Source organism: Corallococcus sp. CA049B (assembly GCF_003611685.1).
Classification (GTDB): Bacteria; Myxococcota; Myxococcia; order Myxococcales; family Myxococcaceae; genus Corallococcus; species Corallococcus coralloides.
The window spans coordinates 1-22,036 of record NZ_RAWC01000106.1 but is presented as its reverse complement, the minus strand read 5'-3'; the positions used below and the strand labels follow the sequence as shown (position 1 = coordinate 22,036).

The 22,036-nt window shown below is 65.4% G+C and carries 15 protein-coding genes; 7 read left to right on the top strand and 8 right to left on the bottom strand.

The window, feature by feature from the left end; all coding sequences use genetic code 11:
• Positions 1–24: 24 nt before the first annotated feature.
• From D7W82_RS22535 to D7W82_RS22525, 3 genes are read right to left on the bottom strand one after another with little or no spacing between them, the layout of a single operon-like run.
• Positions 25–1,839, bottom strand: a complete 1,815-nt coding sequence (locus D7W82_RS22535; RefSeq protein ID WP_120620313.1) for a serine protease — start codon at positions 1,837–1,839, stop codon at positions 25–27.
• Entirely contained in the window at positions 1,840–3,258 is a 1,419-nt protein-coding gene (locus tag D7W82_RS22530) for a metallophosphoesterase (protein WP_120620312.1), read from the bottom strand.
• The gene (locus tag D7W82_RS22525; RefSeq protein WP_147439463.1) at positions 3,255–3,830 is read right to left on the bottom strand and encodes a hypothetical protein; all 576 of its coding nucleotides are present in this window, start codon (positions 3,828–3,830) and stop codon (positions 3,255–3,257) included. Before D7W82_RS22525 ends, D7W82_RS22530 begins: the two co-directional genes overlap by 4 nt.
• 1,173 nt (positions 3,831–5,003) lie before the next feature.
• Between D7W82_RS22525 and D7W82_RS22515 the strand changes: the two genes are divergently transcribed.
• From D7W82_RS22515 to D7W82_RS22495, 5 genes are read left to right on the top strand one after another with little or no spacing between them, the layout of a single operon-like run.
• Positions 5,004–8,441 carry a DEAD/DEAH box helicase family protein gene (locus D7W82_RS22515; RefSeq protein ID WP_199727808.1) on the top strand — a complete coding sequence of 1,146 codons (3,438 nt, stop codon included), beginning with the start codon at positions 5,004–5,006 and terminating at the stop codon, positions 8,439–8,441.
• On the top strand, positions 8,438–9,976 hold the full coding sequence (locus D7W82_RS22510; protein WP_199727807.1) for a class I SAM-dependent DNA methyltransferase: 1,539 nt from the start codon (positions 8,438–8,440) through the stop codon (positions 9,974–9,976). The genes D7W82_RS22515 and D7W82_RS22510 overlap by 4 nt, the downstream gene beginning before the upstream one ends.
• The gene (locus tag D7W82_RS22505; protein ID WP_120620309.1) at positions 9,973–11,163 is read left to right on the top strand and encodes a restriction endonuclease subunit S; all 1,191 of its coding nucleotides are present in this window, start codon (positions 9,973–9,975) and stop codon (positions 11,161–11,163) included. The genes D7W82_RS22510 and D7W82_RS22505 overlap by 4 nt, the downstream gene beginning before the upstream one ends.
• Complete coding sequence (locus D7W82_RS22500; RefSeq protein ID WP_120620308.1) at positions 11,147–12,934, top strand: DUF3696 domain-containing protein; 1,788 nt, start codon at positions 11,147–11,149, stop codon at positions 12,932–12,934. The genes D7W82_RS22505 and D7W82_RS22500 overlap by 17 nt, the downstream gene beginning before the upstream one ends.
• A gap of 2 nt (positions 12,935–12,936) precedes the next feature.
• Positions 12,937–13,905, top strand: coding sequence for a hypothetical protein (locus D7W82_RS22495; protein ID WP_120620307.1), 969 nt, complete (start codon positions 12,937–12,939; stop codon positions 13,903–13,905).
• Between the two features lie 109 nt (positions 13,906–14,014).
• Here the strand turns inward: D7W82_RS22495 and D7W82_RS22490 are convergent.
• A protein-coding gene (locus D7W82_RS22490) for an IS3 family transposase (protein WP_233587875.1) occupies positions 14,015–15,425 on the bottom strand; the annotation gives its coding sequence in 2 pieces (ribosomal slippage) (positions 14,015–15,068 and positions 15,067–15,425; 1,413 coding nt in all).
• 361 nt (positions 15,426–15,786) lie between these two features.
• Between D7W82_RS22490 and D7W82_RS22480 the strand changes: the two genes are divergently transcribed.
• Both D7W82_RS22480 and D7W82_RS22475 read left to right on the top strand, forming a co-directional pair.
• Entirely contained in the window at positions 15,787–16,368 is a 582-nt protein-coding gene (locus tag D7W82_RS22480) for an RDD family protein (RefSeq protein ID WP_120620321.1), read from the top strand.
• An 85-nt stretch (positions 16,369–16,453) separates the two neighbouring features.
• Positions 16,454–18,325, top strand: coding sequence for a HEAT repeat domain-containing protein (locus D7W82_RS22475; RefSeq protein ID WP_120620304.1), 1,872 nt, complete (start codon positions 16,454–16,456; stop codon positions 18,323–18,325).
• A 1,420-nt stretch (positions 18,326–19,745) separates the two neighbouring features.
• Here the strand turns inward: D7W82_RS22475 and D7W82_RS22465 are convergent.
• The 4 genes from D7W82_RS22465 to D7W82_RS22450 all read right to left on the bottom strand — a co-directional run bounded on the left by D7W82_RS22465 (position 19,746) and on the right by D7W82_RS22450 (position 21,871).
• A complete protein-coding gene (locus tag D7W82_RS22465) occupies positions 19,746–19,976 on the bottom strand; it encodes a hypothetical protein (protein ID WP_120620319.1) in 231 nt (76 codons plus the stop codon).
• Positions 19,977–19,981: 5 nt separating this feature from the next.
• On the bottom strand, positions 19,982–20,374 hold the full coding sequence (locus tag D7W82_RS22460) for a gamma-glutamylcyclotransferase (RefSeq protein WP_120620303.1): 393 nt from the start codon (positions 20,372–20,374) through the stop codon (positions 19,982–19,984).
• Positions 20,371–20,811, bottom strand: coding sequence for a gamma-glutamylcyclotransferase family protein (locus D7W82_RS22455; RefSeq protein WP_120620302.1), 441 nt, complete (start codon positions 20,809–20,811; stop codon positions 20,371–20,373). Before D7W82_RS22455 ends, D7W82_RS22460 begins: the two co-directional genes overlap by 4 nt.
• Before the next feature lie 85 nt (positions 20,812–20,896).
• Entirely contained in the window at positions 20,897–21,871 is a 975-nt protein-coding gene (locus D7W82_RS22450; protein ID WP_120620301.1) for an amidoligase family protein, read from the bottom strand.
• Positions 21,872–22,036: the final 165 nt, after the last annotated feature.

The following is a 22,036-nucleotide window of genomic DNA, read 5'->3' as shown; positions in this document are numbered from 1 at the left end:
TCACCCTCAGGACATGGGCGCTCTTCAGGTCTCCAGGTTTGACGCTGGAGGCGTACTGGCGCTGGAGGGGAGGGCGGTGAGTCCAAGCACTACACGGCGGAGGGACTGGAGGAGCGCCACGGACGAGGCCAGCCCAGCCAGTACCCCCATCAGGAGTCTGGCCGGCTGAGGAATGTCGTGGAGCGAGGCCCAGGGGCCCGAGCCCTGACTGAAGGACATCAGGAGCACGAGGCACACCCCCACGAGTCCCAAGATGCTGAAAACGAACGTGTACCTCGCGCTGAGCAGCCCCTGGCTGAGTGCATGGATGACGGAGAGCGCTGCGGCCAGGACCAGCCCAGCGAGGACACCAATGGCCAGTCCATTGCCGAGGAGTTCGTCTTGTCCTGGCTTTACGACCCAGCACGCCAGGCCCGCGCCCACCACGAGCGGGCCTCTGCTCCAGGTCAGGAGCGAGGAGACCATTTGAGGGCGGATGCCGCCTGCGGCCCGCAGTCGCTGCCATCCCGGCAGTGAATTCAGCAGGCCCAGTCCACCGCCCAGTACGGCTCCCGCGACGAACATGGCGGCGGGGTGCTTTGTTGCCACCCACTCCTGCGCAGCCCAGTAGCCAAGGGCAAAGAGCGCGATGACCACCGAGCATGCGAAGCCAAGCTTCCAGGGAAAGTGCAGTCGGCTTTCCCGGGTACCGGGAACGGCCTCCCGGGATGTCTGGAGGAATACCATCGCCGCCGCCCCGAGGGCTCCTCCCGCCGAGGCACCATGGCCCAGGGAAGCATGCGAGTCCCCCATGCCCACCAGGGAGAGGGAGACTCCCAGGGCGCCCAGGACCGAGCCCACCGTTGCGCTGGCCATGCCCGCCGCGACGCCGAGACCGACGCTGATTGCCACTCCGAAGGTGGCGGTCAGCGCCACGTTGTGAATCAGGTGGCGGAGGAAGTAGGTGTCGCGGAGCTCGGGCCTGCTGAAGCACAGCAGGAGGGGTGTCAGCAAGGCCAGCAGCAAGACCAGCGCTGCACCCGCGGCGCAGTGGAGCAGCAAGGTCTCAAACGTCGGCCTGGAGTGTCTTTCTGGCTGCTGAGCGGCGAGATGGCTCAGCGAGAAGTCGGGGGGCAGCGTAGGCGGCCCACCGACGGTGAAGTAACGCGCCCAGAGCTCGGGCCTGACCATTGCCCACCACAACAGGTGGAGTCCCCTGAACGGGCCAGCCAGGAGGACTGGTTTCCTTCCCACCAGCTCTGCCAGGACCCTCGCAGATGACGCATAGACCACGTTCGTCAACTGCCGGGTGTCGGGGTCCTCAAGCGCCGAGGTGAGCACGCCAATGACGGTGCCGGTATCCTCGTCAATTACGGCCGCACCCGATGCCCCATCGGGATACGGAATCCGGGTATCCATCAGCAGTTGGAGCCGGTGACCGTCGCTCGAAACGGAGGTGAGCTGCCCGACCATCGATAGGAGTCTCCCCCCGCTGGACAGTGGATAGCCCTCACAGCACCACCTTCTTCGTGCTTCCGGGCGGTGGGAAAGCAGCGCTGACAGGTTGACCCCGCTGACCTTGTCGACCGGGCCGCCCGTCACCTCCAGGAGGGCCAGATCCAGCCCGAAGTCTTGCGCGCTCGGGCACAACGTTAGCTCTCCCGCTCCTTCAGGAAGTCGGGCCGTATACCGGGTGCCTGGAGCCCGTTTCTCCCACCACTGCTGTGTCGGCGCATCACCAACGACGTGGAAGGCGGTGACCACTCGCGCGCCGTACTCGGTGAGCAGCAGCCACCCCGTGCCGAACTCGGCCTGGCACTCAGGTCTTTCCACCTGAATCCGAAGGGGCGTGGGCCTCATCTACAAGGCCTCCTCGGGGTCGAACGAACGCAGCAGAGGGGAGCCTCCAATCAGCAGACTGCCCTCGGCATTCAGGCGCACGTCCGCGAAATGCGGTCGAGGCTCGCGCTGGCCCCCCAACTCATTGCGCGCGAGCGCATTCATCCAGTCCGCGAGGGCTTCCCGCGCGGACACAGAGTCCTCCAGCACCGCAGGGGGAACGGCCATGAGGTCCGCCCAGGTGCCGGTATTCAGGTAGGTGAGCAGGCCCTCCTCCTTCCATCGCGCCAAGTGGGTATGGCCCATGATGACCACCCGGGGCGGGGCAGGTGACCAGGCAGAGTTCCGCGACATCCGCTGCGCGGCGGCGAAGTACGGGCCATCGGATTCCTGAGGATCGAAGGTGCGGTCATCCGAGAGCGCGTGTCGCAGCGCGACCTGGAGCTTCTTCAAGCGAGCCGGCGAGAGGTGCAGGTTCTGGCGCGCATGAGCCGCCAAGCCCTCTGCATTCGGGTCGCGCAGGAACTCCTTGGAGAGAGCACGGGGGCCATACGACAGCGGGCGAGCCCCTTCGGCCGGCGCCAGTTCCGACTTGAACTCATCCGCGAGCGGGCGCGGGACCCCGCTGGATGCGGTGTCGTGCATGAGCCGTTCGACCTCGGGGGGGCGTCCGTCCTGGCGCGACTTCCACGGTCGATTCCGGGCCCATTGGCTCACGTAGTGTCCCGCTCCCTTGAAGATGGTGGGCAGGTCGAACCCCAGCGCAGGTTCCAGTGCTGAGAGGAGCAGTGCAACGACCTTGTCCTCGGGCTTGAGGAGGTCGATGAAGTGGTAGCGGGTCTTCAGTGGGTTGATGACGTCTCGGACCAGGAGCGAGCCTGGGCAGATTTCCATGGGGTGGGGAGCAGGCTCTCCGCGGGATGCGCAGCTCAGGGCCTGCCGCAGGCCGTCATGGTCGATAGCATTCCACCCGTCGTAGCGATTGCCGTGCTCAATCAACACGTCGCCAATTCGGTATGCCTCGTTATTGAAGACGAAGTGGCAGCGCGGCTCTTGCACGCGAAGCTTGCGGAGCAATTCCTCGCGGACGCGAGGATACGCCAGCTCCACATCGTGGTTCCCGAGTAGCAGTGTGAGCTTGTTAAGCTTGCGTGCGCACTTCCCCAGTCCCTCGAAGATGGGCGTGAGCGTTTTGCGGTCCCAGACCTCGTTGAACTTGCTCAGTGCGGCCTGTTCGGTCGTCGTCCACGCTTCAAAGGGGGGCTCGGCGAGGAAATCGATGAAGTCGCCGTGAATGACGAGCTCCGTCGTCTCGCCACGGCGCGGCGTGTAGTTGGCGAGCCGCTCCAGAAAGCCCGCCAGCAACTCGGGATGGCCGAGCATGGGAGTGTCCGTGCCTCCAATGTGGAGGTCGGAGATGGCGAAGATACGCTTGCTCATGGATTCATCGACTCCGGCGCAGGCTCTGCCTCGCCGGAGACCTCCTGATGCAGGATGCCAGAGACATTGCTAGGGAGGTAAGCCAAGGGCAACGGCACCAAGCCGGGAAGCGGCAACCCCCTCCAGGAGTCCAGCTTGACCTTCCCAAGGAGATCCCAGTCGGTGACCAAGTGGACGAACGCGCCGCTGTGCGAGAGTGTCCCGCTGCGCAACGTACCAACGACATCGACCTCAAACCTGTTGCCGACGATATGCTGATGGCACGTCTGACCTGCGGGCAGGACGCTGTGATGGGCACTCTCGACAATAGCGGTCAGCCGACAGACTTTACCCTGGTAGGCCACCTCTACGGCGAGGTGCCCCGCCTTGTCTGTAGGTAGGACGTGCACCTGCATGACGGGGTGAAACTCGCGCGCATAGGGTCCCGCCATCACCTTCGTCAGGCCCTTGAGTGCGTAGCTTCCTGGCGGTGGCCCGGCCTGCGTTGGCATGGAAGTGGCCTCGGCCGACGTGATCGTCGCGAGAGTGCACAGCGACAGAAAGCCATTGCGACAGCACGCGTTTAGCAGCACGGAGCCCCCTGTCTGATGGTCTTCGGCGTCCTACAGTGGCCCTCAGGACACCTCACGCCTCAAAAATATTCTATCGCAGCGGGAGGGCGCGGGTGATCTGGGGCCTGTTCCGATGGATGGCGGGGAGAACGCCTGCGCGCCAGGAATGAGCCGCCTCGCCTCGCGGCCTTGCCGGAGCCTTTAGTTGGCTTCAGCAGAGGTTAGTTACCCGGCCGACGTGGACTGCTGAAAGTTGGGGATGCTCCAGAGGCACGTTCGGGGCAGCCCCCTGGGGCTATAGCACGTGACGGCGCTGGAGCTGTTCCGCATGCGAAGCGTCGCGAGCGCCATGCGTGCCCGGGCCGCCCATGTCGAGGTGAGGGAGGCAGACGGCGCCCTCCACGCCACCGTCCTTGGGGGTGACGAGGAGGTGCCGCGCACGACGTGGCCCATGCTTCAGGTCCTGGAGGGGCGATTCTGCATCAGCTCCGCCCGGGCAGCACTCGCAGCTCAGACGCATGACGCGGCTGACGTGCTCGTGACGCAGCGACCGAATTTCGGGTAAGCACAGGAGGTCCGGAACTCGAACCTTGAGGTTGCGAAGTGCCCTCCGTGTTTCCGCCCCCTCTTCGCCGGCACAGAAACTCGCTGGCGTCGCGCCATACTCACCCACCTTTGCCCACTGTCGGACTAGACTTGACGCACTCATGACGCAGCGACCGAATTTTGGGTAGGCACAAGTGCTCATCGACCACCTCGTTTCCCAGGTGAACCGCGAGGCGGCCACCGAGTCGGGCTACAGGGAGAAGAAGCTTTCCGCGTGTGCAAGGAATCCTCTCCTCGCCCACGCTTGGCCCAGCAACGTGCGGGAGCTGCTCAACACCCTGAGCCGTGCCGCCATCTAGAGCGAGGGGACCTCCATCTCGGTAGAGGACGTTCGCGAGGCCCTGCTACCCGTGGCAGCCTCCAGTCGGCGGGCGCGCTCGGAAGGCCGCTCAGTGGCGGCTCCAACCTGTTGGAATTGTTGAAGGAATTTGCTCGAGACTACCTGCTCTATGCCATGGAAGGAGACCCGTGGAAACAAGACCTAGGCGGCGGATCTGGTAGGACTGCCGAGCTACCAGCCCCTCACCAACTGGCTCGCGAAGTACAAGGTCCAGGATTGATGGCACGGTCATTGATAAGAGCGCCAACATGGCCGGCACGGAGAGCGAGTACATGAAGTCGCAGAACTTCGAGTTCCTGCGCGCGAAGCGCGCCGTGCTCGCGGATCTCGGGGGGTTCGCGGAGCGTTACGCCCACGAGGACCCGGCAAGCTCCCTCATCAAGCAGCGCACCTTCGTGGAGCAGGCCGTTTCCGCTATCTATACGAAGTACCGGCTGCAGCCGCCCTTCTCCGACAACCTCAATGACCTGATGACCGCGGAGCCGTTCCGGCTGGCCGTGCCCGAGGTCGTCCAGAACAAACTTCACGCAGTGCGGAAGGGGGGCAACCACGCCGCCCACCCCCGGAAGCTCATCACGAGCCAGCTCTCGCTCGACTGCCTCGCCCAGCTCTTCGACATCGCCCGCTGGTTCCACGTCCAGGTGGACGGGGGCGACCTCCGGGATGCCCCGCCATACTCGGCGCCGCCGCCGGAGCAGGGAGGCGCCGGCAAGACGAAGGAATCGCTGGAAAAGCTGCGCCTCGCGGAGGCGAAGTATGAGTCCGTGCTCGCCGCGCTCCAGGAGGAAACCCGGAAGCGGCTCGACGCGGAGCGTGCTGCCGCCGAGCACGCCACCGAGCTAGCCGGGCTGAAGGAAGAAGGGCAAAAGGTCGCATCCATCCTCCAGTTCGACGAGGAGAGGACGCGGCGCCGCCTCATCGACCAGGCGCTCCTGGTGGTGGGGTGGGACGTGGGGGCGAATGGCGCCAACACCACCGAGGTGGGACAGGAGGTGCGGCTGTCGCGCATGCCGACGGCGTCAGGCAAGGGCTTCGCCGACTACGTGCTCTACGGCGACGACGGCAAGCCGCTCGCCGTCATTGAGGCGAAGCGGGCGGCGAAGGATGCTCGGGCCGGTGAGGAGCAGGCGCGCCAGTACGCGTCTAGTCTCGAGCAGGAGCATGGAGTGCGCCCGGTCATCTTCTTCACCAACGGCGTGGACATCTTCCTGCTGGATGACGCGCAGGGCTATCCGGTCCGCAGGGTGTACGGCTTCTACTCGAAGGACAGCCTCGAGTACCTCACCCACCAGAGGACGAACAAGAAGCTGCTTACGACCGTGGAGCCCAACCTCGCCATCGCGAATCGCATGTATCAGCTTGAGGCCGTCAAGCGGGTCTGCGAGCGCTTCACCTTCAAGTTCCGCAAGGCGCTCCTGGTGCAGGCGACGGGCACCGGCAAGACGCGCGTGGCCATCTCGCTCTGCGATGTGCTGATGCGGGCCGGTTGGGTGAAGCGCATCCTGTTCCTTTGCGACCGGCGGGAGCTGCGTAAGCAGGCGGACCGCGTCTTCAAGGAGTTTATGCCCGGTGAGCCGCGTGTTGTCGTGGACAGCACCACGTCGGGCGACCGCGATAAGCGCATCTATCTCGCCACCTACCCGGCGATGATGAAGTGCTTCGAGGACTTCGACGTCGGCTTCTTCGACCTGATCATAGCCGACGAGTCACACCGCAGCATCTATAAGAAGTTCCGCGCGCTGTTCGAGTATTTCGATGCCCTTGAGGTCGGGCTCACAGCGACGCCAATTCCCTATGTTGGGCGCAACACCTACTTACTCTTCGGCTGCGAGGACCGGGATCCGACCTCGCATTTCAGCTTCGAGGAGGCGGTCAAGTCGAAGCCGCCGTTCCTCGTGCCCTTCCGGGTGCGCTCGTTCAAGAGCCAGTTCCGCGAGCAGGGGTTCCACTATTGGAGGATGGACGAAGAGCAGCGCGAGCAGCTCGAGGAGCAGGACCCTGCCGCCGATCAGGTCGACTTCAGCGCGGAGGACCTAGACAAGTACTTCTTCAACAAGGACACAACGGGCTTCATCTGGCGCTCGTTGATGGAAGAGGGAATCCGCGAGGCGACCGGCAGCCATGTGGGGAAGACCATCGTCTTCGCGCGGAGCCACCTCCACGCCATACACCTCGCGGAGATGTTCAACGAGCTGTATCCGCAGTACGGCTCCGCCTTCTGCCGCGTCATCGACACCCAGGAAGCCAGGGCCGACCAGCTCATCGACGACTTCAAGAACCCGGACAGTGAGCTCACCATCGCCATCTCGGTGGACATGCTCGACACCGGCATCGACGTCCCCGAGGTGGTAAACCTCGTGTTCGCCAAGCCAGTGAAGTCCTACGTAAAGTTCTGGCAGATGATTGGCCGCGGGACGCGGCTCCGCAAGGACCTCTTCGGCCTCGGCCGGGACAAGACGGAGTTCCTCATCTTCGACTTCTGGTCGAACTTCTGGTTCTTCGACGAGCAGTACAAGGAGAAGCAGCCATCCCAGCAGAAGTCGCTGCTGCAGCAGCTCTTCGAGGCGCGCGTCGAGCTGGCCCAGGTCGCGCTGGACAGGATGGACCAGACCACGTTCGAGGCTGCTGCCGCGCTCATCATCGGAGATGTCCGCGCGGTGCGAGACACGAACAGCATCGATGCGCGCAAGAACTGGCGAGCGATTGAGCTGCTGGCGGACGGCGACCGAGTCCACCACTTTGCTGCGGCGACGAAGGCGGATCTCCTGTCCTTCGCGGCCCCCTTGCAGCACCTGCGGAACATCCGAGGCGACGAGGCCGCCTACCGCTTCGACCTGCTAATGACGCGCCTCGAAATCGAACTCGTCCGGGGTGGACCGGACGCGCCCAGGGTACAGGACCTGCGCGCCCGGGTGCGGGAGGCCGTGGAGCTGCTGGCCAAGAACCAGAACCCGGTTAAGGCGTGCGCCGAGTCCATCAAGCAGGTGCAGAGCAAGGAGTTCTGGGCCTCGGTCGAGGTCCACCATCTCGAAGGGCTGCGCCGGGAGCTGCGGGGCATCATGAAGTACCAGCAGTTCTCCCCGACGACACGCGTCGCGCCGCAGGTCTTCGACGTTGACGACGCGGACTTCTCCGCGGTGACCTACATCCCTCGTCTCGAAGGGCTCGATTTGGTTGAATACAAGCGGCGCGTCGAGACGGTGCTGCGCGAGCGCTTCGCGGAGAACCCGGTCCTGCAGCGCATCCGCGCGGGCGGCGCCGTGCGGGACGAGGAACTGGAGGAGCTCGCGAAGCTCGTCCTTGAGGTGGACGATAAGGCCAACGTGAAGCACCTCGCGGGCCACGACCCCGAGACCCGGCGGTCGCTGCTCACCGTGTTCCGCGGGCTCGTCGGACTCGACGCGGCGGCCGTGGAGAAGGCGTTCACCGCTTTCGTCCACAAGCACCCGCGGCTCTCTTCGCAGCAGCTCCGCTTCCTGCAGGTCTTGCAGAACCACATCGCGCAGAACGGCGGCATCGAAATCAAGCGCCTCTACGAGCCGCCCTTCACCACCATTCATGCCGAGAGCGTCGACGGCGTCTTCACAGAGCCCAGTGACGTCGATGAACTCCTCGCCATCCTGAGCAGTTTCGAACCCGAGCTGGCGGCGCCGAGCGACCGCCCCCCCACGAGCCAGGCCTCATGAGCACCATGACCACCCAGCAGAAGAGCGACATCGACAAGCTCTGGACCGAGTTCTGGACCGGAGGCATCACCAACCCGCTGACGGTCATCGAGCAGATTTCCTTCCTGATGTTCGCGCGCCTGCTCGACATCATGGAAACCACCGGCGAGCGAAAGGCGGAGCGCACGAAGAAGCCGTTCCAGGGGCGCTTCTCGGGCAAGGACGACCTGCGGCGCTGGAAGAACTTCAAGCAGAAGGACGCGGGCGAGATGCTGCGCGTGGTGCGCGACGAGGTGTTCCCGCACTTCCGCAAGCTCAACGGAGGAACGACCTTCTCCGAGTACATGCAGGATGCGCAGCTCATGATTCAGAAGCAGGGCCTGCTCGTGTCGGCCGTGACCATGATTGACAAGCTGCCCATTGCCGACGGCGACGCGAAGGGCGACCTCTACGAGTACCTGCTCAGCAAGCTCACGACGGCCGGGATCAACGGTCAGTTCCGAACGCCTCGCCACATCATCCGCTTCATGGTCGAGTTGCTGGAGCCCCAGCCTACGGAGACCATCGGTGACCCTGCGTGTGGCACCGCCGGCTTCCTCGTCAGCGCGATGCAGTACCTGTTGGAGAAGCACACCTCGGCGCAGGGCAAGCTCAAGGGCGAGAACGGCGAGACTATCTACACTGGCGACCTGCTCGAGCCGTACCGCGAGCACATCCAGAGCGGCATGTTCCATGGCTTCGACTTCGATGCGACCATGTTGCGCATCGCTTCGATGAACTTGATGCTACACGGTGTCGAGAACCCGGATATCCACTACCAGGACACGCTGTCGAATTCATTTCCAGAGAAGTTTCCGAAACAGGCAGTCGGCGGCTTCAACGTCATCCTCGCCAATCCCCCATTTAAAGGGAGCCTCGACGAGGGTGACGTCCATCCGACTCTCACCCAGAGGGTGAAGACGAAAAAGACCGAGCTGCTCTTCGTGGCACTCATTCTTCGCATGCTGGAGAAGGGTGGCCGAAGCGCTACCATCGTTCCGGACGGGGTGCTCTTCGGCTCGTCGAAGGCGCACACGGAGCTTCGGAAGTTGCTCGTCAGGGAGAATCAACTCGAAGCGGTGATTTCGCTGCCGTCGGGGGTCTTCAAGCCTTACGCGGGCGTCTCAACCGCGATTCTTGTCTTCACGAAGGGCGGCAAGACGGACCATGTGTTCTTCTACAAAGTCGAGGCAGACGGGTTTTCGCTTGATGACAGGCGCAAAGAGGCTTCGGAAGAGCATGGACGGCTTGGTCCAATCGAGAAAAATGACCTCTATGACGCGCTCGAACGCTGGCGGAAGCGAAGTGCGAAGAAGGACACTGACCGTACAGCGAAACACTTCATGGTGCCGGTGAAGGAAATCGAGGAGAAGAACTTCGAGCTGTCGGTCAGTCGATACAAGGAAGCAAAGCACGTAGAGGGCAAGTACGAACCGCCCAAAGAGATTATTGTGAGGCTGCGCCGCCTTGAGAAGGAGATCGCCAATGAACTGACCAAGCTAGAGGGGATGCTGTGACTGGTCACGTTCGCCTTGGAGATGTCGTTGATGTGGCCTCGGGGCAAGTAGATCCGCGCGAGGAGCCATACTGCGATTGGCCTCACGTTGGAGGGGACAACATCGAATCTGGTAGCGGTAGACTTTTCGGTCTACGCACGGCCAGAGAGCTAAGCTTCATCAGTGGCAAGTACGAATTCGGGCCGGAAGATGTACTCTACTCCAAGATTCGTCCAGCGCTCAACAAGGTCGCCTTGCCGGATTTTAAAGGAATATGCAGCGCGGATATGTATCCGCTGAGGCCGCGCAGTGGGCGAATAGAGCGCAGGTATTTGGCATATCTGCTGCAGCACGATGGCTTCTTGGAATTCGCAGAGAAGCATTCCTCACGAACGAACATCCCAAAAATTAATCGTGAGGCTTTGCTGTCATACGAATTTCCTCTGCCAGAACTCCCCGAGCAACACCGCATTGCTGACGTCCTCGAAAAAGCCGACTCCATCCGCCGCAAGCGCAAGGAGGCTATCGCCCTCACCGAGGAACTGCTGCGCTCGGCGTTCTTGGAGATGTTCGGGGACCCGGTGACGAACTCCAATGGGTGGCCCACAAAGACGCTTGATGAGATTGGGACCGACTTCTCCTACGGGACTTCGACGAAGTGCGATACCGACCAAACTGGCCGAGCAGTGCTCAGGATCCCGAACGTCGTCGGCGGACAGATCGATATGTCAGAGCTGAAGTATGCTCACATGGGCTTGGATGAAGCCCAGCGGTTCATGCTCCTGCGTGGAGACCTGCTGTTCGTCAGGTCAAACGGCAATCCGAATTTCATCGCGCGGTCTGCTGTGTTCAATCGTGCCGAGCCAATGTTGTTCGCGTCGTACTTGATCCGAGCCCGGTTCCCTCGGAACTCCCCAGTTTCATCAGGATTCGTTCACGCACTGTTCTCAGCCGACTCCTTCCGAAGACGCCTACTGAAGGAGGCCACAACTACTGCGGGTAATTACAACATCAACACGACCGGCCTTGGCCGCCAGCCAATTATGCTGCCTCCCGCTGCACTCCAGGCTCGTTACTCGCGCGTCGAAGAGGCCATCTGGCAACTTCGAGAGAAGCACCAGCAGTGTTCTCGCGACGCCGAGGTCCTTTTCGCTTCACTGTCTGAACGCGTATTTCGCGGGGGGCTTCGGCATGTTGACTTCTCTTGAAGCCGAGAACTTCAAGGGCATCGCCGCGCGCCAGCGAATCGACTTTGCGCCCCTGACCCTCCTGTTCGGTGCGAACAGCGCGGGGAAGAGCACGATCCTTCAGGCGCTGCTCTATCTGCACGAAGTCATTGAGCGCGGAGCCGCCGATGTCGACCGAACCGAACTCGGTGGCAACGTGCTCGAGCTCGGGGGATTTGCGAGGCTGGTGCACCGTCACGAAGCCAACCGAGCCATCGTGCTTCGGGCCGAATTCGCCACGCCGGGTGGTCTCGAGCGCTTCGGTCGCGACCTCACAGATTTTCCATTTCCTGATCTCGACGACGAGGTCGAGAGCGCGTGGCTCGAGCTGACCATCCGCTTTCTCACGACGACGAGTTTCCGCGGCCCCATCGTCGAGCGCGCGGTCATCGGCGTGAACGGTGACTCGGAGCCCCTCGTATGGCTTGAGGTGGGCGCGACGCTGCGAGATGGGGAGCCGCTCCACGCGCGCGTGAACCTGGGCCACCAACTGTTGGTGAGCGAGGCGCGCGAACTGCCCGGCGCGACGGCCATCAGGCCTGACGGCACTCAGCGCCAGATCACTTCCAAGCACGCTCCTGCCGATGTGACCGAGCAGTGGGAGCAAATTGCTATCCCAGAAGAAGCGCTGCACAGGGAGCTGGAGGTGGAGGGCGGTGGAATCGGTGCCGGGGCTGGCCTTGGCGACGGTAGCGGCTTCGGAGACGGCCGCTCGCTCCCTGTGTTCGCGCTTGGACGCGGCCGTCTTTCGGCTCTGCCCGCGCCCGGTGAGCCGCTGCGCGTGATCCCTGCTGGAGATATTGAGGGTGACAAGGAGGAAGTAGTTTCCCTTCGTCTCCAGCCACCATCCGACGCAACGAAGCAACGGATCGAGTCGCTGGAGTCGTCAATCGCTCAACGAGAACGCGCCGCACAGCAGGTTCGTACCTTCCTCGAGATGGTCGTTCTCGGCACGACTGCGCACCTCGCGAGCTTTCTTCGAGGCGCCCAGTACATTGGCCCGTTGCGCTCCATCCCCCCTAGGGGCTTCCTCTATGAGCGCGTAGGGCGCGTAACGAGCTGGGCCGACGGTCTGGCAGCCTGGGACCTGTTGTTGGCGGATCGACTTACCCTTGTCGAGCGCACCAACAGCTGGCTGAAGCAGTTGAATACGGGCTGCCAGGTCGTCGTGCAGAAGCTCTTCGACCGCGGTGCTGACGCAGAGGGGATATCGGACGAGCACGTCGACAAGACCGTTCGTCGCCTCCTGCTGGATACCGGCGTTGGTTCGCTGGTGCTCCCGTCGGAGGTCGGTGCTGGTATCTCGCAGGTCATCCCGGTCGTTGTGGCCGCACTGGAGGGGCGCTTCGGCCTCACCCTAGTCGAACAGCCGGAGATCCACGTGCACCCGGCGGTACAGGTCGGGCTCGGCGACCTGTTCATCGAGGCCGCTACGCGCGACAGCGTTCGCCGCACACTGCTCGTGGAGACCCACAGCGAGCACGTCATCCTTCGACTTCTCCGGCGGATTCGCGAGTCGTCGGCCAAGCAGACCATTCCTGGCGCCAAGGCCTTCACGCCCGGTGATCTTTCCGTCCTGTGGGTCGAAGGGACCCCGGAGGGAACAACATTGCGCCGTCTTCGCATCGATCAGAACGGGGAGTTCATGGACCCGTGGCCTCGGGGTTTCTTCGATGAGCGGTTTGAAGAACTATACGGATTCACTCCACCGAAGGCGTCGCCGGAGGCACCACCGGTCCTGCCGAAGGGCTAACCATGATCTACGAGTACGCGCTCGACCCGGAACTCGTTGCGACTTGGCACGACCCCCGTGCCGCCTTCCCCTTCGTTTCGAACATGGGGCTGGGCCACTTCCGTGTGATGAGCGCCTTCCCTGCCAGTAACTGGGAGCGGTTGGTTCTGGACGCCGCACTGGCGCAATGCTCAACGGAGGCCCAGCGGCAGGCGGTCTGCACGAAGATGTCGGCAATGTTGCAGAAGCTCAAGGAGGGCAGGGCTTCGCGAGACGGCGTCGTTGAGGGCGCCTGGATCGGGGCGGCACAGGCAGAGCACCAAGCGTTCCCCTTCGGGGGCATTATCGTTAGAACGGCATCAACACCGCACGCGGCTCTCGTTGTCGCCGACCAACTGGGCAGCTGGCCCAACCCGGCGTGGTCGCCCACGGCGCCGCCAGTCGCGCGCAACGCTGCTGCACTAGCTGATGCACTTCGGCCGTTGCTCGGGGTCGCGACAGAGATTCGGTTTGTGGACCCCTACTTCGTTCCGTCAGATCCGACGTTCTGGAACCCCTTGGCGCAATTCCTCACGGAGGCGATTCGACGCCGAACGCCTGGCGTGGCGCTTGAGGTGCACGTGAGGGCCTGCAACGGCGACCGTCTTAGGCAGATGCAGCAGCTACACCCTACCGGAGGCCTGCGAACGGTGACGGACGTGGCGCGCTTCGACGCGAAGGAGTGTATTGCTCGTGTTGGGCAGCTCCTTGGGCATCGGACTTCCTTTCGGTTCCTGGTCTGGTCGGAGAACGGGAAGGAGAAGCTGCACAACCGCTACCTCCTGACGAACCTCGGCAGCGTCGCGGTTCAATCGGGACTGGATGAGGGGCCTCCTCGAAGCACCCACACCGACGACCTCACGGTTCTCTCCAGGGACCAGCACCTCAAGCGCTGGAGCCAGTACTCAACGCCTCCCACCGCGTTCAAGTTGGTCTACGAGGAGCGTGCGTGAGGCACGCAGAGCGGCTGTCGCTTTGGGGGAGGATTTCGAGGTGAAGCGCCTCGAAAATGGGCGCTGCAGCGGAACCTGTCAACGTGAATGAGACAGCGGATTCATGAGATTACTGCGCAGCCGTTTGTGAATGTGCGGGCCGCGCGGGGTTGTTTATCCAAACGGTGTTCGGCAAGGCCTGGGGCTTCGGTGGGCCGCGTGAGAAGCGCTCGGGGTGGGCCGCGTAGGCCGCCGCGGGCACGTCGGCCCGGGCCGCGATGCGCTCGTTAGCACGGCCATGGTGCACGTCATGGGGCGTGAGCAGGCCCAGTCCCGCGTGGTGGTGCTCCTCGTTGTACCAGCGGAAGAAGTCACCGCAGAAGTCGCGCGCGTCCTGGAGACAGCCGAAGACTTGAGGGAAGTCGGGCCGATACTTCAGCGTCTTGAAGTGCGCCTCGCTGAAGGGGTTGTCGTTGGAAACGTGGGGCCTGGAGTGAGTCTTCGTCACGCCCAGGTCCGCCATGAGAAAGGCCACGGGCTTGGACGTCATCGAGGTGCCGCGGTCGGCGTGAATCGTCAGCTGGCCGGGTTGGATGTCCTGGCGCTCGCAGGTTTGTGCCAGGAGCTTCTGGGCGAGCGCAGCCGACTCGCGGTGGGCCACCAGCCAGCCGACGACGGAGCGACTGAAGACGTCCAGGACGACGTAGAGGTAGAAGTACGTCCACTTCGCGGGGCCGTGCAGCTTGGCGATGGTCCAACTCCAGAGTTCGTTCGGCTTCGTCGCGTGCACCTGGGGTATCGGGTGGTTGGGGTGGCGCAGCTGGTTGCGGCGCTCACGCACCTCCTGGCTCTGCGCCAGCACCCGGTACAGGGTGCGCTCGGAGCACAGGTAGCGCCCCTCATCGAGCAGCTGTGCGTAGACTTCCGCGGGCGCTGCATCCGCGAACCTCGGCTCGTGCAGCACGGCGAGCACCTCGGCCCGCTGCTCGGGGGACAGCGCCCGGGGCTGCCTGCGTTGACGCGCCGGCCCCAGCTTCGGCCGTACCCGCCGGTAGAAGGTGGCTCGCGGCAGGCCCAATGCCTGGCACGCCGACGCGAAGCCCAGCTGACGGCCCAGCTCCACGACTGCGGCCATCAGGGCTCCTCGTCTTGCTTCGGCAGTTCCACTCCCAGGATTTCCGATACTTTTTTTGGAGCTCCAGCAGCGCCTCGGCACGCCGGAGCCGCGCCTGGGAGCGGGCCAACTCCTTCTCCAGCTCCGCGATTCTCCGGGCGCCCGGCTCGGGCACTCTCGCCGGGGGCCCTCGTTTGGCAGGGGCCAAGGCCGCCAGCCCTCCGGCCTCGCGCTGGCGTCGCCACATGCTCAAGAGCGAGGAGTAGAGGCCCTCGCGGCGCAGCAGCGCCCCTACCTCACCGGGCTGCGTGCAGCGGTCCGCTTCCTCGAGGATGCGCCGCTTCTCCTCCGCCGTGAACCGACGACGCTTCGCCTTCTCCACCACCTCGGTCTCTCCAACCCGAGCCGTTTTCACCACCGGATTCATCGTCCCTGCCTGGCTCGCCCTGCACACTAAACTGCGGGGTACGGACTGTCTCACTCACGTTGGCAGAGAGGGCTGGACGCACGCAAGCATCCGTGACCGAGGTTGGCCCCCGACCGTCAGATGTGTGGTTCCTCCTCGATGGAGTCGCCCTGGCGAAGCGCGCTCCACGGGCTCGTTTCTTGAGTGGGTCGGTCCCCCAATTAGCGGAAATTGGAGTCGCGGCAACCAGCGGGTGGCAAGGAGGCTGTTTGGAAGGTCCAGTGGACTAAACCTGTTGGGTTGTATTTGTGGATGCTGGCGGGAACTTCTCGCCGAAGAAACTTGCCGCCTTGGGGCGGGCGTAGCTGTGCTGCGGCCCTCCATGTCCGACTTCCGCGAGGCTCTTGAATCGATTTCGGAAGCCAAGTGCTCCGAGCATCCAGGCTTCTCCGCCGCCGGTGCCTGTACTCGTTGCGGTACCTTCATCTGTGCCTTCTGTGCCACGTCCGGGGCGGGCCTGTGCTTCCAGTGTCTTCACGCCACGCCGAAGCTGGCGACGCGCCGCGCCCGGCTCGCGGCATGCCTTGTTGATGGTGCCGCGCTCCTGCTGCCGTCGCTGCTCCTGGGCGTCCTCCGGTGCCTGGCACTTCCGGGCGAGGAGGCGATGAAGGCTCCAGGGGTCTACGTCCCGGGGCTCCTCGTGTTGTTCGTGCAGGCGAGCCTGATTCGGGGCACGGGGGCGAGCCTCGGCAAGAGGCTCCTGGGGATCCGCGTCGTCCGAAGAGATGGCCGTCCGGCGGAGGTGTGGCGGATCGCCCTGCTGAGGAACGTGCTCCCGATGGCGCTTTGCGGCTACTTCGGCTGGCTCGGACTCGTGGACGCGCTCTTCCTCGTTGGGGAGGAGCGGCGATGCCTTCACGACTGGGTGGCCGGCACCCGCGTCGTGAAGGCTCCTCGAGCGTAGCGCTCCTTCGCTGCGCGGTTCGTGACTGGCTGAAGCGTTGGGTTCGGAGTCCCTTCACAGCGAAGGGAGAATGAGAGGCGATGACATGGAGGGAGAGGTGAAGTCCGGGCGTCCCCGCTGGCTGGCTGGGCTCGTGTGCGTGGTGGTGGCGCTGTCCATGGGGTGTTCCCGGCCGTGGAAGCGGGAAGACATCAGGACATGGGAGGGCTGCTGCGAGGGGGCTGACGCGTGCCTTGCGCTGCTGCAGCAACTCCACGGCCCCGACACGGGGGAGAAGTGGCTGCCGCCGGAGCAGGCGTGTGCCTCCTGGAAGTTGGGGCGCGTGGGGGAGGACGTCGTGCCTCGGCTGATTTCGCTGCTTCGGCATTCGGACCGTCGCGTGCGCGGCGGTGCAGCACAGGCGCTGGCGAAGATGGAAGAGAAGGCCACGGGCGCTATGCCTGCGCTCATCGAGGCGTATGAGCGGGAGCCCGGTGGGCTGGCCCTGCACGCGCTCTCCTCACTCGATGACGAGAGAGCAGCGCCAGCCATTGTGCGCCACTTCCTGGAGTCGCCCACGTTGGCCCTGGAGCACCTCGGCCCGACATTGGCCCCGGTGCTCGTAGAGGTGCTGGAGAATCCGGAGTCGAGCTGGGAGGCGCTGGTTCTGGTGCGCCGCGTCCTCGCCCGGCGCCCCTCCATGTACACGGAGACGTTCGTTCCGCGCCTGCGGACGCTCCTCGCGCGGGAGCTGGAGGAGCCCACTCTCCGGCGCCCACCAGGGACATCCTGCCCGTCGGCGCCTGCGCCAAGCTGCGAGGCGGTTTTCGACGCGTGCACCCCGCGAGCGGCCTACGTGGCGTCGGCGTTGGCGGCCTACGAGCGCCGAGGCGCGAAGGCCGCGCCCGAGGTGCTCCAGGCGCTCCAGCGGGCGGACGTGCGCCTCACACCGGTGGCGCTGCAGGCGCTGGTGGCCTTCGGGAGTCCTGCTGCGGTGCCCGAGGTCCTCCAGCAGCTCGCCGTGCCTGAATGCCGTGCCCGGGCCCTTGCGAGCCTCGTGTCCCTGGGGGACGTCGCGCGGCCAGCCGCGACGGAGCCGCTGCTGCGGTTGCTGGCCACGGGGGAGGAGGGCTGGGGGCGGGCGCGGGCCGCAGAGGCCCTTGGAGGCGTGGGAGGTGCAACCGCCCTCGAGGCGTTGCGCCAGGCGGTGTACGCGTCGCACAGCGAAGTCCAGGCCGCGGCTGTCGGGGCGCTGGGCAGCTACGCCTTCCGGACGCATGCGGAGGAGCTGGTGCCGTTGTTCCAGCAGGTGGTGGCGAAGCACGCCTCTCCGGTGGCGCGGAGCCACGCGAGGTTGGCCTTGGAGGGACTCTCCGGGCAGGAGGTGCAGCCTGCGGAGTCCATCGACTGCGCCCGCATCAGTCCAAGGCGCGCCGGAGGGTGGACGCTGCGCGAGGGGCACACCTCTCTCCAGTTGCACTGGGACAAGCCGAAGGCGCCCCCACCAGGGAGTCCGTGTGCTGCCGTGCCTGGAGGGGACTCCGCCTCCGTCCTCGAAGCCATGGGCGAGGCCTGCCTCGTCGGGTGGGACGACGGGGAGTTTGGGGGCACGCTGGAGGTGCATGAGGCCGGGCGGGTGACGGTGCTGGAGGAGCCCCACGCCAATCCCCTGCATGTCGTGCGGATGCACGGCGCCCTCGTGGTGGTGGAGGGCCTCGCGCACCTGTTTGGCGGAGACGGGCGTCTGGTGCGTGTCGACGCGTCCGAGGGGCGGTGGCGTGCCATACCTTGGGTGACTCTCCCAGGCGCGCCGATGGCATACGCGCTGGACGAGGCGGGAGACCTCGTGGTGGGGACGACGGACCAGCGACTCGACGCCATCGTGTGTGGCCGGGCGGGCACCTTCGCACCCGCCCACGTGGTGCGCATCACGAGGGACGGGCGCCTGGCCCCCGTCGAACCGGACGGACGGCCCTGACGACACGGGAAAGGGCGCGCCCCTCCCGAGGCAGGAGGGGGCCTGGCGCGTGCGGGGGCGCTTCAGCCGCGCCGCGTCCGCGAGCGGAACTCGCTGGCCCAGCGCTGAGCGGTGGCCTTGGCGCGCTCGCCATCCGAGGGAAGGTGACTCGCTGGCGGCTTCCCGGCAGGCGTTGGCTTCCCAGGGCCGGAGGTGCCGTCCGCCCCGGTTGCCCCTGCGGTGTGCCCCTTCTTTCGCACCCACATGCGAGGGGCGGGGTTGACGGTGGGCGGTGGCGTAGCAGGCGCGGTGTCGGCCTTGGGCCTGCGCCCGCGCGGGAGAATGACGTCGGGGACGCTGTGGGGCGCGGCGCCCTCTACCCACGCGGCATGCAGGCGGGCCGAGGCCACCATGAGGCGTCGCTTCTGGTAGTGCGCTCCGCAGTATCCCTGGCTGACGTGTGGGCGCTGGCAGCCGATGACGGCGCATGCCCTGGCCGTAGGCGCGGGAGGCGGAGGCGGGAGCGGGGGCTGGCGCTGCGGTTGAGCGAGGGGCGGAGGCCGCGCGTCGTGGCCTGGGCGCTGGCTCGACACTTCCTGCTGGGGCCCCGGGGCGAGGCGCCTCGCCACCCCGGCCAGTCTCGCGACGAGGCTGGCGAGTGGGCGCGCCAGCTCCTCATCGAGGGCGGTGCGGAAGGCCGCCTCAATAAAGCTGGGGGACTTCGGAGCGGGTGGGCGGAGCGGCTGCCTCGTGGATGAGGATGAACCCTGAGCCGAAACGGGAGGACGTGGAATTTTGGGCATGTGTGACTTTACTCGCCTTGCTGTGTATTCGGGGCGAATGCTCGTTGAGACGGCGGGTGATAGTTACCAGTCCTTGGGCGTGTGTCGTAGTCGTTGTCGAGTATTGCTTGGGTGGCAGAGGCGAGTGCCCGTCTCAGCCAGTAATACGGAGTGACCTCACAGAGGTGGTTGTCGGCGTGAGCCACCGGGCGGGCTGGCACGTCGCGTGCTGTGGGGAATGCGAATGACGATGCGCGAGCGGGAGGCCCTCGCAGAAGAACTGCGGCGGGTGGAGGTGGCGTTGCAGCGAGCGTACGCGACAATGGACGGGAGTGCCGAATCGCGGACGCGGATGGCCAGGGCGAAGGCGGAGTAACGAACGGCAGAGGCCGCGGCACTGCACGCGCTGGGCGCCGAGGATGCGTTGAGGCTGGTGGAGGCGAATGACTCGGCGTGCGCTCACACCCCGGCGCAGGAAGCACTGCGGGCGTGGGTGGAGCGTGGCGCGAGAGAGCTTCCCCTCCGGAGCGGACGACACCACTCATGATGGGGGCGCGCCCCTTCAAGCGTGAAACATCAGGTGAAACAGGACGCTTCGGCAGGCGGATGGGGCCGGGCCGCATGGGCATGCCGTGAAGGGCATGCCATGCCAGCCAGTCTCACCCCTTCGTCGCCAGTCCCTCGCGCAGCATCTCGTCTACGAGCGAGGCGGCCCTCTCCTCGTCGGTTTCACCTTGCACGCGCAGCGCGACGGACTCGAATCGCTGGGCATTGGCTACCACCCAGTCAATGTACTCACCCAAGGACAAGCGCTCCACACCGAAGGCGATGTCCTGCATTCCCTTCACGATTTGGACGGCAGTGCCCTGAAGGACACGCTCGTCGCGCATGACGATTACCATGGCTTCCTCTCCTGTAGGTGTCGACGCCAGCAACCGGACTCAATGATGGGGCGGCCGGCCAACCGCCCCTTGGGAAACAGGTATGCCTCGACGCGGCCGGCGTCGTCGAGGGCAATGGACGTGCGCTCGTAGAAGCGAGGGTGGCCCTCAAGTCTGTCGAGCGCCGCCAGCATGGAGGCGTCCACCTCATACACTTCACCCGCGACGGCGTGTTTGCCTTTCGAGGCCAGGGAGGGGAAGGGGCCGTAGTCGTAGAGCGTAAAGCGCGGCAGCGTCTGTGCCTGGCCGACGAGGCGGGCGCCGCGCAGGAGGTGGTGGTTGGGCTCGCCGGACAGCAGCGTCCCGTAGACGAAGACGCGCGTGCCAGAGCTTGAAGCGCGCGTCATGCCGCACCCCCGAGGGCGCCCGCGAGCGCGGCGCGGTTGAAGCCCAGGTGCCCGTAGGCGCGCCAGAGGACGCGGAAGTAGCGGCCAGCGGGGGGCCAGGACTCGAAGCCTGCTTCGGGCTGGAGATACACGAGTGCGCGGCGGCGCAGGCCGGCCCTGTCCGTCACCAGCCGGGTGGCGCGCCGGTACGCGAGGGGGTGCCCCTCGAAGACGTCGAGGGCGCGCAAATCCTCGGGCGTGAGGCGGTACAACAGCCCTTCGACGTGGGTGCCGCGCACGCGCTGGAGGCTGGCGACGGCGCCGCCCCAGCGGCGGCTGTAGCCGCCAAACACCAGGGTGTGACCGGGAAGGGTGGCGCGGGCTGCGACGGTGGCGCCGGGGCAGCGCGCGCGCATCTGGGTCCTGTCGAGGTTGGAGCCGTAGGCGAAGTAGAGCATGGGGTTTCTCGCGTTGAGGGCGGGCGCGCGGCCCGCCGTTGCCGTGTCGGCCAGGGCCCCGAAGGGCCCTGGCGTGAAGGCCGCTTCAGGCGGCCAGCGCCTCGTGCGCGTTGCCCTGCGCGCCCTCGCTGCCGCCCTGCGCGCCCTCGCTGCCGCCCTGCGCGCCCTCGCTGCCGGGGGTGCCTTCCCCGCCCGAGCCGCGCCTGTCGCGGCGCTGGCCCTTCCAGGCGGCGCTGCCCTCCAGCTTCTTGAGGAGGTGGGTGCGGGCCGTCTTGAATTCCTCACCGATGAGGCCCAGGTGGAGGAGGAACACCCGGAAGTCGTACTTGGCGGTGGCGGGGTTGAAGTCGCGGCGCTTGCTGGAGGCTGCCTTTGAAGCCAGGGCTCGGGCCGCGAGGGCCAACACCAGTTGGACGTAGGCCTTCACCTCGCCCGCGTGCACCGAGCCGTTGAAGTAGCGGAATTCAATCGTGCCCCGGAAGAAGAGGCTGTTGAGGTTGAGGCCGTGATAGCGGCTGGAGTCGTAGCGCTGCGGGGCGACGTTGTGGCGCCCGTACCAAGCCTCATTCACCTCCTGCAGGGTGCGCGGGCGGCGGGCCTCCAGCCGCTGGATGAAGGCCGCGTCGATGGGCCGGCAATACCGGGCCAGCCGCGTCGCGCTCACCCCGAGGGCCGTCTCCAGGAGGCGCTCCTGCTTGTGCACCATCTTCACGAGGTTGGTGACGCTCTTGGCCTCGAAGCGGCTGCCGTCGACGTGGATGTGGATGCCGGTGGAGGCGTCGGCGCGGGCGCCGGCCTCGCGCGCGGCGCGCACCACCTGCTGTAAGGCTTCCATGTCCTGGTAGGTGAGGATGGGGGAGACGATTTCGCCGCTGTACTCGCCCCCGCTCAGCGAGCCGTCTGGCACCACCTTCCAGGTGCGGCCCTGCGAGTCCGTCACCTGCCAGCCCTGGTAGTCGCCGGAAACGTGCCCGCCCACCGCGCCCTGAATCGCGTGGGCCAGCTTCTGGCGGCTGGCGCCAACCGTCTCAATCTCAATCCCAAACCGGAGCGTCTTCATGGAGTTTGCCTCTCGCATTCGCGCGGGGCTGTGGCGCCCATCGCGAAACACATACACGCTCTGGTGTGCGAATGAAGCAAGTCATCTTCGGCGCCTAGCTGGGCGGATTTCGGTGTCTGGAATAGTCGCGAGAATTCGCGAGGTTTCACGCTGGCCGTCTGTGAG